This window comes from Bacillus sp. FSL R7-0646 (assembly GCF_037969865.1).
Taxonomy (GTDB): Bacteria; Bacillota; Bacilli; order Bacillales; family Bacillaceae; genus Bacillus; species Bacillus licheniformis.
This window is the reverse complement of the sequence record NZ_CP150217.1, coordinates 3528652-3542921: the sequence shown is the minus strand read 5'-3', so window position 1 is coordinate 3542921 and position 14270 is coordinate 3528652. Positions and strand designations below refer to the sequence as shown.

Annotated in this window: 16 protein-coding genes; 11 read left to right on the top strand and 5 right to left on the bottom strand. The window is 46.6% G+C overall.

Annotation, left to right across the window (positions count from 1 at the left end; all coding sequences use genetic code 11):
• Positions 1 to 33: 33 nt before the first annotated feature.
• Complete coding sequence (locus MKY62_RS18525) at positions 34 to 513, bottom strand: GNAT family N-acetyltransferase (RefSeq protein WP_016885715.1); 480 nt, start codon at positions 511 to 513, stop codon at positions 34 to 36.
• A 294-nt stretch (positions 514 to 807) separates the two neighbouring features.
• On the opposite strand from MKY62_RS18525, the gene MKY62_RS18520 reads away from it, so the two are divergent.
• The 8 genes from MKY62_RS18520 to MKY62_RS18485 all read left to right on the top strand — a co-directional run bounded on the left by MKY62_RS18520 (position 808) and on the right by MKY62_RS18485 (position 8201).
• The gene (locus tag MKY62_RS18520) at positions 808 to 2268 is read left to right on the top strand and encodes a tetratricopeptide repeat protein (protein WP_009329641.1); all 1461 of its coding nucleotides are present in this window, start codon (positions 808 to 810) and stop codon (positions 2266 to 2268) included.
• A gap of 166 nt (positions 2269 to 2434) precedes the next feature.
• On the top strand, positions 2435 to 3385 hold the full coding sequence (gene trxB / locus MKY62_RS18515; RefSeq protein ID WP_003185588.1) for a thioredoxin-disulfide reductase: 951 nt from the start codon (positions 2435 to 2437) through the stop codon (positions 3383 to 3385).
• 420 nt (positions 3386 to 3805) lie between these two features.
• Positions 3806 to 4270 carry an 8-oxo-dGTP diphosphatase gene (locus tag MKY62_RS18510; RefSeq protein ID WP_003185583.1) on the top strand — a complete coding sequence of 155 codons (465 nt, stop codon included), beginning with the start codon at positions 3806 to 3808 and terminating at the stop codon, positions 4268 to 4270.
• 21 nt (positions 4271 to 4291) lie between these two features.
• Positions 4292 to 5179: an RNase adapter RapZ gene (gene rapZ / locus MKY62_RS18505; RefSeq protein ID WP_003185581.1), complete on the top strand. Its 888-nt coding sequence runs from the start codon at positions 4292 to 4294 to the stop codon at positions 5177 to 5179.
• A 1-nt stretch (position 5180) separates the two neighbouring features.
• Positions 5181 to 6134: a YvcK family protein gene (locus MKY62_RS18500; RefSeq protein ID WP_003185579.1), complete on the top strand. Its 954-nt coding sequence runs from the start codon at positions 5181 to 5183 to the stop codon at positions 6132 to 6134.
• 28 nt (positions 6135 to 6162) lie between these two features.
• Positions 6163 to 7113: a DNA-binding protein WhiA gene (gene whiA, locus MKY62_RS18495; protein WP_003185576.1), complete on the top strand. Its 951-nt coding sequence runs from the start codon at positions 6163 to 6165 to the stop codon at positions 7111 to 7113.
• Between the two features lie 17 nt (positions 7114 to 7130).
• Positions 7131 to 7400, top strand: coding sequence for an HPr family phosphocarrier protein (locus MKY62_RS18490; protein WP_003185574.1), 270 nt, complete (start codon positions 7131 to 7133; stop codon positions 7398 to 7400).
• Positions 7401 to 7442: 42 nt separating this feature from the next.
• The gene (locus MKY62_RS18485) at positions 7443 to 8201 is read left to right on the top strand and encodes an arylamine N-acetyltransferase (RefSeq protein ID WP_003185572.1); all 759 of its coding nucleotides are present in this window, start codon (positions 7443 to 7445) and stop codon (positions 8199 to 8201) included.
• Between the two features lie 67 nt (positions 8202 to 8268).
• Here the strand turns inward: MKY62_RS18485 and MKY62_RS18480 are convergent, their stop codons facing one another.
• From MKY62_RS18480 to MKY62_RS18470, 3 genes are all read right to left on the bottom strand, one after another.
• A complete protein-coding gene (locus tag MKY62_RS18480) occupies positions 8269 to 8544 on the bottom strand; it encodes a barstar family protein (RefSeq protein WP_021837749.1) in 276 nt (91 codons plus the stop codon).
• A gap of 4 nt (positions 8545 to 8548) precedes the next feature.
• Positions 8549 to 9004: a ribonuclease gene (locus MKY62_RS18475; RefSeq protein ID WP_003185568.1), complete on the bottom strand. Its 456-nt coding sequence runs from the start codon at positions 9002 to 9004 to the stop codon at positions 8549 to 8551.
• A 257-nt stretch (positions 9005 to 9261) separates the two neighbouring features.
• Positions 9262 to 9957 (bottom strand): winged helix-turn-helix domain-containing protein, encoded by a 696-nt coding sequence (locus tag MKY62_RS18470; RefSeq protein WP_016886527.1) that lies wholly within the window; start codon positions 9955 to 9957, stop codon positions 9262 to 9264.
• A gap of 88 nt (positions 9958 to 10045) precedes the next feature.
• Between MKY62_RS18470 and MKY62_RS18465 the strand changes: the two genes are divergently transcribed.
• Complete coding sequence (locus tag MKY62_RS18465; protein ID WP_003185564.1) at positions 10046 to 10645, top strand: flavin reductase family protein; 600 nt, start codon at positions 10046 to 10048, stop codon at positions 10643 to 10645.
• Positions 10646 to 10655: 10 nt separating this feature from the next.
• Here MKY62_RS18465 and MKY62_RS18460 read toward each other — a convergent pair whose 3' ends face one another.
• A complete protein-coding gene (locus MKY62_RS18460; RefSeq protein ID WP_003185562.1) occupies positions 10656 to 11627 on the bottom strand; it encodes a D-glycerate dehydrogenase in 972 nt (323 codons plus the stop codon).
• Between the two features lie 396 nt (positions 11628 to 12023).
• Here MKY62_RS18460 and MKY62_RS18455 point away from each other — a divergent pair, with 396 nt between their 5' ends.
• Together MKY62_RS18455 and MKY62_RS18450 are read left to right on the top strand one after the other, a co-directional pair.
• On the top strand, positions 12024 to 12614 hold the full coding sequence (locus MKY62_RS18455) for a carbonic anhydrase (protein ID WP_003185560.1): 591 nt from the start codon (positions 12024 to 12026) through the stop codon (positions 12612 to 12614).
• Between the two features lie 21 nt (positions 12615 to 12635).
• Complete coding sequence (locus tag MKY62_RS18450) at positions 12636 to 14255, top strand: solute carrier family 23 protein (protein ID WP_003185558.1); 1620 nt, start codon at positions 12636 to 12638, stop codon at positions 14253 to 14255.
• Positions 14256 to 14270 lie beyond the last annotated feature (15 nt).

Sequence of the window (14270 nt, the reverse complement as noted above, 5' to 3'; positions counted from 1 at the left end):
GTTGGCCTTTTGGTTGTTTTCCCGGTAGGGGAGCTATTTGATGTTCAATTTCATCACGATTTGCTCTCCGATCGGCCCTGTTTTTCTTTCCCCTGTGCCGGCAAACCCGGCTTTAACATACAGGTGCTGGGCCGCGGTGTTTTTCACGTTCACAACCAGCACGACTTCATGACAATGGGTGAACTCCTTGGAGACAAACTCTGGAAGTTTGAGCATTCCTTCTTTTGCAAAACCTTTTCCCTGGTGCTTTCTGTCGCCGGATAGCGCCGTTAACAGCATGGCGTCCAGGTTGTCCGAATAGTCTTTTACCCTCTCGGTCGCATGGAGGATCAAAAATCCGACAGGCTCGCCTTCGCTTAAAATTACGATTGGAAACTGGCCGTCCGTCCGTTTTAAAGCCTCTTTCGGAAGAGCGGTAAATCGATGCTGTTCTTCAGGAAGCTCAAATTCGAGAAGCGCAGCTGAATGTTCTTCTGAGTAATGCGTCAATTCTATTGATCCGCCTTTTTTCACTTTGTGAACCCCCTTTCTATTATCATACAATGGGAACGTACATTCGTCATCATTAAGTGCTAAAAAAAGATTTTGCCCGGGTTAAGATGAAAAGCGTACTTCCGATATAAAACGTACCTTCATCCTTCTGAAAGCCCTATCCGTCCTGGTGCTCCAAACGTCCGGAATAAAATGGTGAAAAAACCATATGTGGAAAATGAAGAGAATTTTCTCGAAACTTGTTTTTGGCCTGTTAAGCCTGCTGGAAACTATGTTATACTACTCACGGTATATAGTTTGAAATGGAGGGTATCTGTGGGAAAGTACACTTCTGAACATCATAAAGATTCGAGAATTGTCCAGCTGTTCCAAGATGGGCAATATTTTTATCATAAAGGGCTCAAAGCATACAGAGAGCGAAATTTATCCCGCGCGAGCAAGCTCATACAGAGAGCGATTTTTCTTGAACCTGAAAACACGGGAATGCTGTCCCAACTTGCGGTTATTTATACGGAAATGGGCTTTTATCAGCAATCAAACGAACTTTTGGACTTTATCCTGAAGAACATCAACGAAAAAATGACTGAATGCTACTATTTTAAAGCGAACAACTATGCGCACCTCGGTCTTTTTCAAGAGGCCTATAAAGCGGCGGAGACTTATTTAAAGGAAGATCCGGACGGCGAGTTCAGCGAGGAAAATGCGGAGCTGCTTGATTTATTGGATATGGGAGAGGAAGATCAGGGCTATTCGCAGTTCGATCAGGACGACCTGATTCTGAAACAGGATCGGGCCAAATCACTGCTGGAAAATGGACAGCTTCAGGAATCGATCGCGATGCTTGAAGAAATTATTTCCGATTACCCTGAGTTTTGGTCGGCTTATAACAATCTTGCACTCGCATACTTTTATGCCGGGGACGTTCAGAAAGCCAAAACGACGGTTTTTACGGTCTTGGAAAAAAGTCATGGAAACCTGCATGCGCTTTGCAATCTTCTTATTTTTTATCACTATGAACGACGGGACGATAAGGTCGAGGCGCTTTCCGAACAGCTTTCAAATATTTATCCGATGCTTTTTGAGCAAAGGTATAAGCTCGGTGCCACGCTAGCCCTTGTCGGCCGATACGATCTCGGGTTTAAATGGCTGAAATCACTCTACCGCATGGGATTTGAAGGGGATGAGACCTTTTATTACTGGCTCGCCTGCTCGGCTTATTACACGGGCCGCGTTCAATTTGCCCGGTCTGTATGGAAAAAGATGCAGGAAGAGTATCCGGATGACGCCCGCATGGAGCCGTGGAAAGAACGGAAGGAAAAGAGACCTGTCCAGCGACCGCTCGAGGAGCGCCTTGCCGCATATTATATCAGCGGAAGAAAAGGGGAAAAAGCCCAGCTGAAAGCGGTGCTTGATTCACAGATGGCAAAAACGCCGTTTGAAGATCAGTTTGTCAGACTTGTGCTTTACGGGGAAAGCGGTGCAGCCGTTGATTCAAAAGACGCGCTACTTGCTTACAGGACTGCAAAAGCGATTGAACAAGCGGATCAGTCGGCGATGGAGCAGGAGGCCATGTGCTTTTGGATTTTCCATGTCATTCAGCAGATCAGGGCTTACGGGCTTCAGCTGAAAAATGCCGGCGGGCTTGCGGCAGCGATCTATTACATTTGGAAGACGGAGCATCAGGAGCGTTTGACAAAAGCCGAAACCGCTAAAATTTTCCAAATATCGCCCAGAACGCTTTCAAAGTATGAACGTACATTAAAAGAGCATCTATAGAAACAGGTGTGAACTTCATTGTTCAGCCTGTTTTATTATGTGAGCAAAAAAATAGCGATTATTCATGATATTTTATAGGATATGGGTAAGGAAGTTATAAGAAGGGAATCTTATTTAACAGGAATGCACTGCTTGCAAGCATAAGATTCATGAAGGAGTGAACATTGTGTCAGAAGAAAAAATGTATGACGTCATTATTATAGGAGCAGGTCCTGCGGGAATGACGGCAGCCGTTTATACGTCAAGGGCGAACCTGTCGACTTTGATGGTTGAAAGAGGCGTTCCGGGCGGACAGATGGCCAATACGGAGGATGTTGAAAACTATCCGGGATTTGAAAGCATTCTGGGACCCGAGCTTTCAAATAAAATGTTTGAACATGCGAAAAAGTTCGGCGCTGAGTATGCGTACGGCGATATTAAAGAAGTCGTCGATGAAGGAGACTATAAGATCGTCAAAGCGGGATCAAAAGAATTTAAAGCGCGCGCGGTCATCATCACAGCAGGCGCCGAATATAAGAAGCTCGGCGTACCTGGCGAAAAAGAGCTTGGCGGCCGCGGCGTTTCTTATTGTGCGGTTTGTGACGGCGCCTTCTTTAAAAACAAAGAGCTGGTCGTTGTCGGAGGAGGAGACTCCGCTGTTGAAGAAGGCGTGTACTTAACCCGTTTCGCTTCGAAAGTAACAATCGTCCATCGCCGCGATAAGCTGAGAGCGCAAAGCATTCTTCAGGCGCGCGCGTTTGACAACGAAAAAGTCGACTTTCTCTGGAATAAGACGGTCAAGGAAATTCATGAACAAGACGGAAAAGTCGGCAAAGTGACACTGGTCGATACGGTCACAGGCGAAGAAGAAGAGTTCCGGACTGACGGCGTCTTTATCTACATCGGTATGCTCCCGCTTTCAGAGCCTTTCAAAAACCTCGGCATTACAAATGAAGAGGGCTACATCGTGACAAATGAACAGATGGAAACAAAAGTCGAAGGCATTTTTGCTGCGGGAGACATTCGCGAGAAAACCCTTCGCCAAATCGTAACGGCAACAGGGGACGGAAGCATTGCCGCACAGAGCGTTCAGCACTATATCGAAGAGCTGAAAGAGAAAGAAAAGGCTGTAAAATAACGCATTTTAATCGTCATCATGATTTAACCGGCCTGTAACACCAGTGAAACAATTATTCGTTATGATTGGTATAGTAATTGACCCCCTTTTATAATGAATTTTATTGGCACGGATGATCTTATCCGTGTCCTTTTTTTGTCTTATTTTCCTGCAAAGAGAATTTTTTACAAATTTCACAAGTTGTTCAAATTTCAATATTGAAACAGTCGTTTTTGCTGTAAAATAGAATAAAAGAACGGTTTTCGCAAGCGCTTCCATTTGCTGAAAAAGCCGTTTCATTAAGTTTTTACCCGGAAAAAGCCTAAAACAGCCCGGGAAAAGGCGATTTTCGCGGCGGAACTGCATGTTCATTGTGAGCGGGGACAGGAAACGGTATAATAGAAAAAAGAATTGAAGGAATAAAAGGATGGGTGACAGACTTTGCAAAGAGTGACGAATTGTGTGCTGACTTCAGGTGATAAAGTCCTGTTGCTGCAAAAGCCCAGACGAGGCTGGTGGGTGGCCCCCGGCGGCAAAATGGAAAGCGGGGAAACCGTCAGGGACGCCGTTATCAGGGAATACCGCGAAGAGACGGGCCTGTATGTGCTGAACCCGCAGCTGAAAGGAATATTCACCTTTATCATAAAGGAAAATGATCAGGTTGTATCTGAATGGATGATGTTCACATTCGTCGCCGATCATTATACAGGCAAGCATGTAGAAGAATCAGAAGAAGGCATCATCAGGTGGCATCAGGCGGGGGACGTCGGTAGCTTGCCGATGGCGCCGGGCGACGTCCATATTCTTGATTTTATGCTGAAAGGCAAAGGACTGCTTCACGGCACCTTTACGTATACGCCTGACTTTGAATTGCTGTCCTATCGCCTCGACCCGCAAGGCGAATAAACATAAGAGGGGGAGAGAAGCATGAACGCGAATGGAGGCCATGATATACAGCTTGTGATCATAACCGGAATGTCAGGGGCAGGAAAAACAGTGGCGATTCAAAGCTTTGAAGATCTCGGTTTTTTCTGTGTCGATAATCTGCCGCCATCTTTGCTGCCGAAATTTTTGGAGCTGATGAAGGAATCAAGTTCAAAAATGAGCAAAGTCGCCCTTGTTATGGATTTGCGCGGCCGCGAGTTTTTTGACAGCCTGATTGAAGCGCTTGATGAAATTGGGGAAACATCCTGGATTACCCCGCGAATTTTATTTTTAGATGCCAAGGATTCGGTTCTCGTTTCAAGATATAAAGAGACAAGAAGATCCCATCCCCTTGCGACAACGGGCCTGCCGCTTGAGGGCATCCAAACGGAGCGGGAGCTTCTCGAAGAGCTGAAAGGCCGTTCTCAAATCATCTATGATACATCCGATATGAAGCCGAAAGACCTGCGCGAAAAAATCGTCCAGCATTTTGCGGCAGATCACGGACATACCTTTACTGTGAATGTGATGTCATTCGGGTTTAAATACGGATTGCCGATCGACGCTGATCTAGTGTTCGACGTAAGGTTCCTTCCCAATCCGTACTATATCGACAGCATGAGGCCGCTGACGGGGAAAGACCAGGAAGTATCTTCATATGTGATGAAATGGAACGAAACGCAAAAGTTTCTTGAAAAATTGACCGAGCTGCTGAGCTTTATGCTTCCGTCATACAAGCGAGAAGGAAAAAGCCAGCTTGTCATCGCGATTGGCTGCACCGGCGGACAGCATCGTTCTGTGACGCTGGCTGAATACCTTGCCGATTATTTTAAAAAGGACTACTATACTCATGTTACTCACCGGGACATCGAGAAGAAAAGCAGAAAATAGCATGGCAGATCAGAAAAAAATCGCAATCTTTGGCGGAGGAACTGGCCTTTCGGTACTGCTCAGAGGATTGAAGCAGCAGCCGGTAGACATCACGGCGATTGTGACAGTCGCAGATGACGGCGGAAGCTCGGGGAGGCTGCGCGACGAGCTGAAAATTCCCCCGCCGGGGGACGTCAGAAATGTCCTCGCTGCACTGTCTGACGTCGAACCGCTTGTTGAAGACCTGTTCCAGCACCGCTTCTCTAAAGGCGGCGATTTAATCGGCCATTCATTGGGAAATTTGATTTTGGCGGCGATGACGAATATAACCGGTGATTTCTTTCACGCCGTCACTGAAATGAGCAAAGTCTTAAATGTGAGAGGAAGGGTTCTGCCCGCGGCCAATACCAGCGTTGTCCTTCATGCGGAAATGGATGACGGACAGATCATATCAGGGGAATCGACGATTCCGTCTTACGGGAAGCGGATTAAACGGGTGTTTTTAACCCCTGAAAAAATCGAACCCGTTCCGGAAACGATTGACGTGATCCGCGGCGCCGACCTGATTATTCTCGGCCCCGGAAGCCTGTATACGAGCATCTTGCCGAACCTTCTCGTTCCGAAGATAAGGGAAGAGATATTAAACGCCCCGGCAAAAAAAGTTTATATTTGCAATGTAATGACCCAGCCGGGAGAAACGCTGTACTACAGTGCGGCAGACCATGTAAAAGCGCTTAACCAGCATATGGGCGGTCCGTTTATCGATACGATCCTCGTCAACAATGAGGAAATCCCGGACGACATTCGGGAACGCTATGCGAAGGAGCAGGCACAGCCCGTCCAGTTTAATATTGATGATCTGTCTGCGATGGGGCTTGAGGTCATCAAAGATCAGATTGTGACATACGAGAATGGCGTGATCCGTCATGATACACATAAAGTCGCTTCGCTACTTGTTGATTTGTTAAAAGAATAGCAGGCCTTGGAATGGGGGTGTCTATAATATGTCATTTGCATCGGAAACGAAAAAAGAACTTACAAACCTTGAAGTAAAGGATTGCTGCGCGAAAGCAGAGCTCTCTGCCCTCATTCGGATGAACGGTTCATTGTCTTTCTCAAACCGAAAAGTGGTTCTCGACGTCCAGACCGAGAACGCGGCCATCGCCAGAAGAATTTACACATTGCTGAAGAAACAATACGATGTTTCCGTTGAACTGCTCGTTCGAAAGAAAATGAGACTGAAAAAAAACAATGTCTACATCGTACGCCTGATCGAAAATGCCAAGCCGATTCTCGAGGACTTGAAAATACTCGGAGACAACTTTGTCATTGCCAGAAACATCTCCGAAGACTTAGTCAAAAAACGATGCTGCAAACGGTCTTATATGAGAGGGGCATTTTTAGCCGGGGGTTCTGTCAACAATCCCGAGACATCTTCTTACCACCTCGAGATTTTTTCGCTGTACAAAGAGCATAATGATTCATTGTGCAGGCTCATGAATCAGTTCCATTTAAACAGCAAAACGCTTGAGCGGAAAAAGGGATACATCACGTATCTGAAGGAAGCCGAAAAAATCACCGAGTTTTTGAATGTGATCGGCGCGCATAATTCGCTGCTCCGCTTTGAAGACGTCCGGATCGTGCGCGATATGAGAAACTCGGTCAACCGGCTCGTCAATTGCGAGACCGCCAATTTAAACAAAACGATCGGCGCTTCTCTGCGGCAGGTGGAAAACATCAAGCTGATAGACGAAAGAATCGGGCTTGATGCGCTGCCGGAAAAGCTGAGGGAAATCGCTCAGCTCCGCATTGATTATCAGGAAGTAACATTAAAGGAACTCGGGGAAATGGTGTCGAGCGGAAAAATCAGCAAATCGGGCATCAACCACCGACTTAGGAAACTGGATGAAATAGCTGAGCAGCTGCGTTCAGGACAATCTGTCTCTTTAAAATAGGGAATGGGGGAGATCGTATGGTTCAACAAAAAGTGGAAGTTCTTTTAAAAACAGGGCTTCAAGCGCGCCCAGCGGCATTGTTTGTTCAAGAAGCCAACCGTTTTCAATCAGATATTTTTCTGGAAAAGGGAGATAAAAAAGTGAATGCCAAAAGCATCATGGGGCTGATGAGCCTTGCTGTCAGCTCCGGATCGGAAGTCACGCTGATCGCTGACGGATCCGATGAACAAGATGCCCTTGATGCACTGACTGCATATGTTCAAGAGAAAGAAGCTAAACCTTTATGAGGTTTGGCTTTTTCTCATTGATAAGCGGAAGGAGAATTACCGATGACGACGATGCTCGATTCGCTGTTTAAGAGGATTGGATACAAGCCAGGTCAGCAGGTGACATTTGCCGACTTGCCCGAGTTTTTATCGCTGCTGGCTTTGCAGTTTCCATTTGAAAATGGCGCGGTTTTAAGAAACGAACGGATTTCGATGACGAAAACAGAGCTGACGGAAGCCTTGCTGAACAATAAAAGGGGCGGTTTATGCTATGATTTGAACGCTTTTCTTTACTATGTGCTGACAGAGCTCGGCTTTTCCGTTCACATGGTCCGCGGAACGGTATTTAATGCAAAAGAGCAGGCGTGGGCGCTGACGGGAACGCATGTCGCCGTAATTCTGCGGGAAGGTGATGAAACCTATCTGCTGGACACTGGATTCGGCATCAACCTGCCGCTTGCACCCGTTCCGTTCTCAGGTGAACCTGTCCCCTCAAAAACAGGAGCTTACCGTATCAGGGAAACAAAGACGGATAAAGGAGATTACCTTCTTGAAATGGATAAGGGAGATGGGTGGCAGATCGGCTATGCATTTTCGCTGACGCCAATCGATGAAGCTGTGCTTACATGCGTGCGGGATGCAATTTTCGATGAGGAGGCGTCGCCTTTTAATAAAAACCCGCTCGCTTCCAAGCTGATAAAGGACGGAAAGTTAATTTTGACGAAGGATCACTTCACAAAGCAGACAGGGGGCGGTTTGACGAAAGAGGATGTGAATGCAGGAGATTTCCAAACCATTTTCGTTCATTCATTTTTTGACTGAAGAACCGATTTTCTGCATCAATTAATATAAGCGGACGCCTGTCTGAAGCGCCCGCTCGTTTTCTGTTTCATCCTTCTGTTTTCAGCTGAAAGCCGTCCAGTGTTTCTTCGGCTTCGCGAAAAAGCTGCAAATATGCCTCGGCTTGATCGCCCAAGTAAATCCGGCTTTTCTCGACATTCTTCCACTTTATCAGCAAAGGCATGCCGACCCAGCCGGTCAGACAATCCCACAGCGCATCAAGATTTTCGCCATAGTAGTCAGGAAGCTCCAGCTGTTCTTTTAATTCTTTGTGAAGATCTGATACACTTCTGATCTTTTCTCCTTTTAAAGTGACTTGTTTCATATGATCATCTCATTCTCGTAAACGTTTTATAGTGGTCAGTCGTTTTATAAACCAGTCTGTCGTTAGAATAGACGATCCGGTCTGACCCCCGGAATCCCGATGTATAGTTGATGTCGGCTTCTCTCCATACGCGTCCGGATGCATCTGGAAGCAGCTTTTCCCTGTTTTGAAAGATATCGCCGCCGATGCTTTTTCCTGGCGCTACTTCTGCCAGATTGCCTTTTTGCGGATCCCAGCCTAATTTTGACGCCTCGGCTTTTGTGATGAAGTTGTCAGGCAGCCTGCCGTATTTCACAATATAGTCGGCAACACCTTCAAATGTATTGATGACTTCATTTGACTGAACGGTGCCGCCTTTTTCTGCCTGCGGCCCTTCAGCTGAGCTTGTAAAAAGGTTCCCCGCCAGAAAGCCCAGCGCGAGAACAAACCCAAGCGCAAGAGTTGATAATATTTTTTTCACGGATAAAGTCCTCCCTGTCTTTAGACTTTATAACATAAACATGAAGAATGTGCCTTCATGGGGTTGAACAGCCGCATTTCTTCATTTCCATATTCCGTCTGCAATCATCTTGAATTGTACCTTAAAACATGCCCAAAAATCATTATATTATTGTAAATTTTCCATGAAAGCCGAGGACGTGAACGGCTTGCCGCAGGTTCCTAACCGCATGCTATTTGGTCTCCCGGAATGCCGGAAAACGATCGAGAACTATTTCTTCAGTTCTTTTCAATGGAAATATGAAATAGGCGGTAAAGTTCCTTTGCGCCGGCGGGCGTGACTGCAACGGCCCGTGTATGCGGGCGCCGCTCGATCCAGCCGATGCGGATGAAGGCATCGAGCAATGCGGAGCCTAAGGCGCCGGCAATGTGATGCCGTCTTTCACTCCAATCCAGGCATTTATGGCAAAAAGAGCGCCGTTTCTTTTTGACTTCCCTGACATCGATGCCAAGCTCTTTCAAAAATGCTTCCCCTTCTTCAGTCACTGTAAAAGCCGTCTCTTCTTCTTTCAATACGCCCATCTCCACGAGCCGATCCGCAAGTGTGACGCCGAGCGATCCAGCCAGGTGATCATAGCATGTGCGCGCTTTTCTGACCGCCCGATCTTCAGCTGACTGCCGGAAAGAGCGAATTTCCGCAGGGGGCGCTATGTTAAGCAGGGTCTCCAGCGATTGTGCAATCTTTCCGTTTTTGAGCCTGTAATAGCGGTGGCGTCCTTGCTTCCTGCATGTCAGCATCTCGGCGTCAAGCAGCTTGGAAAGGTGAAAGCTTGCTGTCTGCTGCTTGATTCCCGCATATCCGGCCAGCTCGGTAGCCGTATAAAACCGGTCATCAAGCAATGCGGTTAAAATCGCCGCCCGCGACGGATCGGTGACAAGCTTGGCGACCTCGGCGATATTTGGATTCACGTTCATTACACTTCCTCCTAAAATGCAATCGATACTTCGATGTTAATTGAAATATTGAAGAATTACAATAAAAGCATAAAAGGAGGAGACGCATATGGAACAAAACAGCAAAATTATTCAGCCAAGCATTTTATATTACGGAACACCAGTCATTTTACTCAGCACAATGAACGAAGACGGTTCCACGAATCTCAGCCCGCTGTCATCTTCTTGGGCGCTCGGGGATTCGATCGTACTCGGTATTGGAACCGAAGGTAAAGCATTGGAAAATTTAGAGAGGCATGCTGGATGCGTTATCAATGTGCCGGATTCATCTTTATGGAGAAATGTAGAACGGCTGGCTTCCTATACCGGCAAACGATTCGTTCCGGAAGAAAAAAAGCGGCTCGGCTTTACTTACCTTAAGGAGAAATTTGAAGCCGGCGGATTTACGGCCGCGGATTCCTTGGCAGTGAAACCTGAAAGAGTCGCCGATTGCCCGCTTCAAATTGAAGCGGAAGCTGTCAACATTCGCATTCCGGAACATTCCCCGTATTTTGCCGTCATTGAAACAAAAGTGCTTCATGTGCACGCACATGAAGCGATTTTAAAAGGGGAACACCACATCGATCCTCAAAAATGGGAACCTTTGATTTATCTTTTCAGACACTATTTTGGCTTAGGAGGAGAGCTTGGCAAAACGTTCCGCGCCTGAAAGATGCGCGTTATCTCAGTTCTTTGACTATATCTTTTGGCCGTTTGCCCTGAAGACCGTCAATCAGGTTTTGAACGGCGCTTTTCAGCATGTTGACGTGTGTGACAAGGGTGGATGATCCAATGTGGGGAACAAGGGTTACATTGGAAAGGCTTAGGAGCGGATTGTCTTTTTCAATCGGCTCTTTTTCAAATACATCAAGTCCGGCTCCTTTAATCCATCCTTCTTTCAGCGCTTGAATCAACGCTTGTTCGTCAACTGTTTTACCGCGGGAGATGTTGATGAAAATGGACGACGGTTTCATTTTTTTGAATTCTGCTTCGCCGATGAGGCGGTATGTCTCATCCGTGAGCGGTGTGACCAGAACAATGAAATCCGAGCGCTCCAACAGCTCATGAAAGCCCGTATAAACCGCGCCGGTTTTTTTCTCTGTATCGGGTTTGCGGCTGCGGCTGTAATAGAGCACTTCCATATCAAAACCCAAGGCCGCCCGTTTGGCGACTTGTTCGCCGATTCGTCCCATTCCGATGATGCCGAGCGTCCGGTGATGGACATCAGATCCGAACAAGCTTTCATCGTCCTCTGATTTGGTCCATTTTCCCTCGCGGACGTAGCGGTCGAGCTCGGCGATTCGCCGAGCTGAGGAAAGGATCAGACCGAAAGCAAGGTCTGCGACTGTGTCGTCAAGAATATATGGCGTATGGGTGCCGATGACCGATTTTTCTTTCATTGCTTCAATATCAAAGTTGTCATAGCCGACGGAATTGTTGCTGACGATTTTTAACTTCGGTGCATTGGATAATAATTCACGGTCAATTTTTGTTCCTGAGGTCAAAAGGCCGTCCGCTTCCTTGATTTTCTCGAGCAGGGTCGTTCTGGGAATACGCTCGCGCGAAGTCCAAATTTCATATTCGCAATGTTCAGCGAGCATCTCTTCGATTTCTTTTGGGACCGGTTTTGTGACATATACAAACGGTTTCATCTGCATTCTCCTTCCGCGTATCATCTGCTTCCATTATAGAGGAAAAACGGTTTCTGTAAAAATCAAAGATTGTTCCAGCTAGCGCAGGACTATCAGCTCAATTATCGTTGTTTAGAAAATCATAGAATCTTATTTCAGTTTTTTAATTTATTTTAATGCATTTTTATAACTATAAATCCAAATATTTGATATTCCATTTTGCTTCCAGTTATTTTTTTATAGGTGAAGAACAGCGTACATTTTATTATTTTAGAAAGATATAAAATTAGATTTTTAAAAATATTCAGTACATTTTTAGTGAATTTTTTGATTCGAATCCAAAGCGGAAATCCATGTGCTATAATTCGGCTGTAACAATATCAAGGTCATATGACTATGAAAAGGAGTGAGAGAAAAATGGCGATTTTAACTTCCATTTTGAAGCACAATCAGTCTTTTGTAGAGGAAAAGGGGTACGAGTTTTACGAAACGACGAAATTTCCTGAGAAAAAACTTGTGATTTTGACATGCATGGACACGCGTTTATTAGAACTGCTCCATCATGCAATGGGTTTAAAAAATGGAGACGCAAAAATCATTAAGAATGCGGGAGCCGTTGTTTCTCACCCTTTTGGAAGCGTCATGCGCAGCATTCTTGTGGCTGTCTATGAGCTGCAGGCTGAAGAAGTCTGCGTGATCGGCCACCATGAGTGCGGAATGGCAAGCCTGAACGCTTCATCTATCCTTCAAAAGGCCAAACAGCGGGGTGTCGATGATGGCTGTCTCGAACTCCTGCAGCATTCGGGCATCGATTTGGACACATGGATGACGGGCTTTGACAGCGTTGAAGACAGCGTCAGCCACAGTGTGAACATGATCCGGAAACATCCGCTCTTGTCTTCAGACGTTCCGGTGCACGGATTGGTGATTGATCCAAAGACCGGCCGTTTGGATGTTGTGGAAGATGGTTATTCACGTGAAGACGTTTCGCTTTCGGAAGTGCGATGATCAAATGGGGGGATAGATTGAATGTTACGATTTTCAGGCAGATTTGAAGGATACAGCCTTAAGCGGTTTCAAAAAGATATTGTAGCAGGAATGGTCGTTGGAGTCGTCGCGATTCCGCTTGGCATGGCTTTTGCTATAGCCTCGGGGGTGAAACCGGAACACGGTCTTTACACAGTGATTGTCGCCGGTATTTTGATTTCGCTTCTCGGCGGGTCGAAATACCAGATTGGCGGACCGACAGGGGCCTTTGTCCCGATCCTGTTCGCTATTGTGCTCCAATACGGATTTGAGAATCTGCTGATTGCCGGTTTTATGGCCGGAGTGATTCTGGTCATATTAGGGCTGCTAAAACTCGGCAAGATCATCAAATTTATTCCGCGGCCGGTGATCATCGGATTTACGGCCGGAATCGCGGTGATTATTTTCACCGGAGAAATCGCCAAGTTTTTAGGCTTGAGAAATGTCGAGAAGCATGAGAGTTTTTATATGAATATGAGAGAGGTTGTCATCAACCTGAATACGCTCAGCTTTTACAGCATTTTGACGGCTGTCGTATCGCTCTTCTTTGTGCTGTTTACGCCAAAGGTTCTGCCGAAAGTGCCGGGAGCGCTCGCAGGCTTGCTTGTATCAACGGTCATTGCCACGATGCTGTTTCCCGAACAGGTGGTGACGATCGGATCAGCTTACGGCGAAATTCCGCGCAGCTTGCCGAGCTTTCAATTTCCTGAGTTGTCATTGGAAAAAATCATTTACCTGATGCCTCCCGCTCTTGCGATTGCAATGCTCGGAGGAATCGAATCGCTGCTTTCCGCGATGGTGGCAGACAATATGAAGGGGACAAGGCATGACAGCAATAAAGAACTTGTCGGCCAAGGAATTGCGAACATCGCCGCACCGCTGTTCGGCGGTATTCCGGCGACAGGTGCGATTGCCCGTACGGCGACCAATATTAAAACGGGCGCTGCTTCTCCGATTTCAGGTATCGTACACGGTGTGTTCGTTTTATTGGTTCTGCTTTTGTTTGCGCCATACGCTTCCCTTATCCCGCTTGCAAGCATGTCGCCGATTTTGATGGTGGTTGCTTGGAATATGAGTGAGCGGAAAGAGTTTATAAATATTTTGAAAATTAGAAATTCTGACTCTGCCGTGCTTGTCGTCACATTTCTTTTAACCGTTTGGCAGGATCTTGTGTTTGGGGTGGCGGCCGGGATCCTGCTGGCGATCATCACCTTTATCGCCAGAATGAGCAAGTCGTTCCGCATTAAAAAAGATGTGTCTGAATCGATCGTCCAGTCGGCAGCTGCAGCGGAAGAAAAGCATTTTCAACGCTCTGTCAGCATCTATTCGGTTGAAGGCCCGCTGTTTTTCGGCTCATCGAATTCATTGGAGGATTCAATTTTGGACAAAGGCCACCCGCCAAAACTCCTCATCCTGCTGATGAATAAAGTAGACTACATGGACTCTTCCGCAGAAGGCAGCCTGATGACGATCGTCAACCGTGTCCACCAGCAAAACGGGAAAGTGATGATCGTGGGTCTTCAGCAGCAGCCGCGTGAGCTTCTTCATAAAACAGGGCTGTTTCATAAGATCGGCAAAAAGCATTTTGTCGACAGGCCTGAACAAATATTTGACGTGACATAACCAAGAAAACCGCCT

Excerpts from the sequence above, each read along its gene's own strand:
- whiA (WP_003185576.1), top strand. The coding sequence starts at position 6,163 with ATGTCATTTGCATCGGAAACGAAAAAAGAACTTACAAACCTTGAAGTA.
- MKY62_RS18490 (WP_003185574.1), top strand. The coding sequence starts at position 7,131 with ATGGTTCAACAAAAAGTGGAAGTTCTTTTAAAAACAGGGCTTCAAGCG.
- MKY62_RS18450 (WP_003185558.1), top strand. The coding sequence starts at position 12,636 with ATGTTACGATTTTCAGGCAGATTTGAAGGATACAGCCTTAAGCGGTTT.
- MKY62_RS18485 (WP_003185572.1), top strand. The coding sequence starts at position 7,443 with ATGACGACGATGCTCGATTCGCTGTTTAAGAGGATTGGATACAAGCCA.
- MKY62_RS18455 (WP_003185560.1), top strand. The coding sequence starts at position 12,024 with ATGGCGATTTTAACTTCCATTTTGAAGCACAATCAGTCTTTTGTAGAG.
- MKY62_RS18480 (WP_021837749.1), bottom strand. The coding sequence starts at position 8,544 with ATGAAACAAGTCACTTTAAAAGGAGAAAAGATCAGAAGTGTATCAGAT.
- MKY62_RS18460 (WP_003185562.1), bottom strand. The coding sequence starts at position 11,627 with ATGAAACCGTTTGTATATGTCACAAAACCGGTCCCAAAAGAAATCGAA.
- rapZ (WP_003185581.1), top strand. The coding sequence starts at position 4,292 with ATGAACGCGAATGGAGGCCATGATATACAGCTTGTGATCATAACCGGA.
- MKY62_RS18500 (WP_003185579.1), top strand. The coding sequence starts at position 5,181 with ATGGCAGATCAGAAAAAAATCGCAATCTTTGGCGGAGGAACTGGCCTT.
- MKY62_RS18465 (WP_003185564.1), top strand. The coding sequence starts at position 10,046 with ATGGAACAAAACAGCAAAATTATTCAGCCAAGCATTTTATATTACGGA.
- MKY62_RS18470 (WP_016886527.1), bottom strand. The coding sequence starts at position 9,957 with ATGAACGTGAATCCAAATATCGCCGAGGTCGCCAAGCTTGTCACCGAT.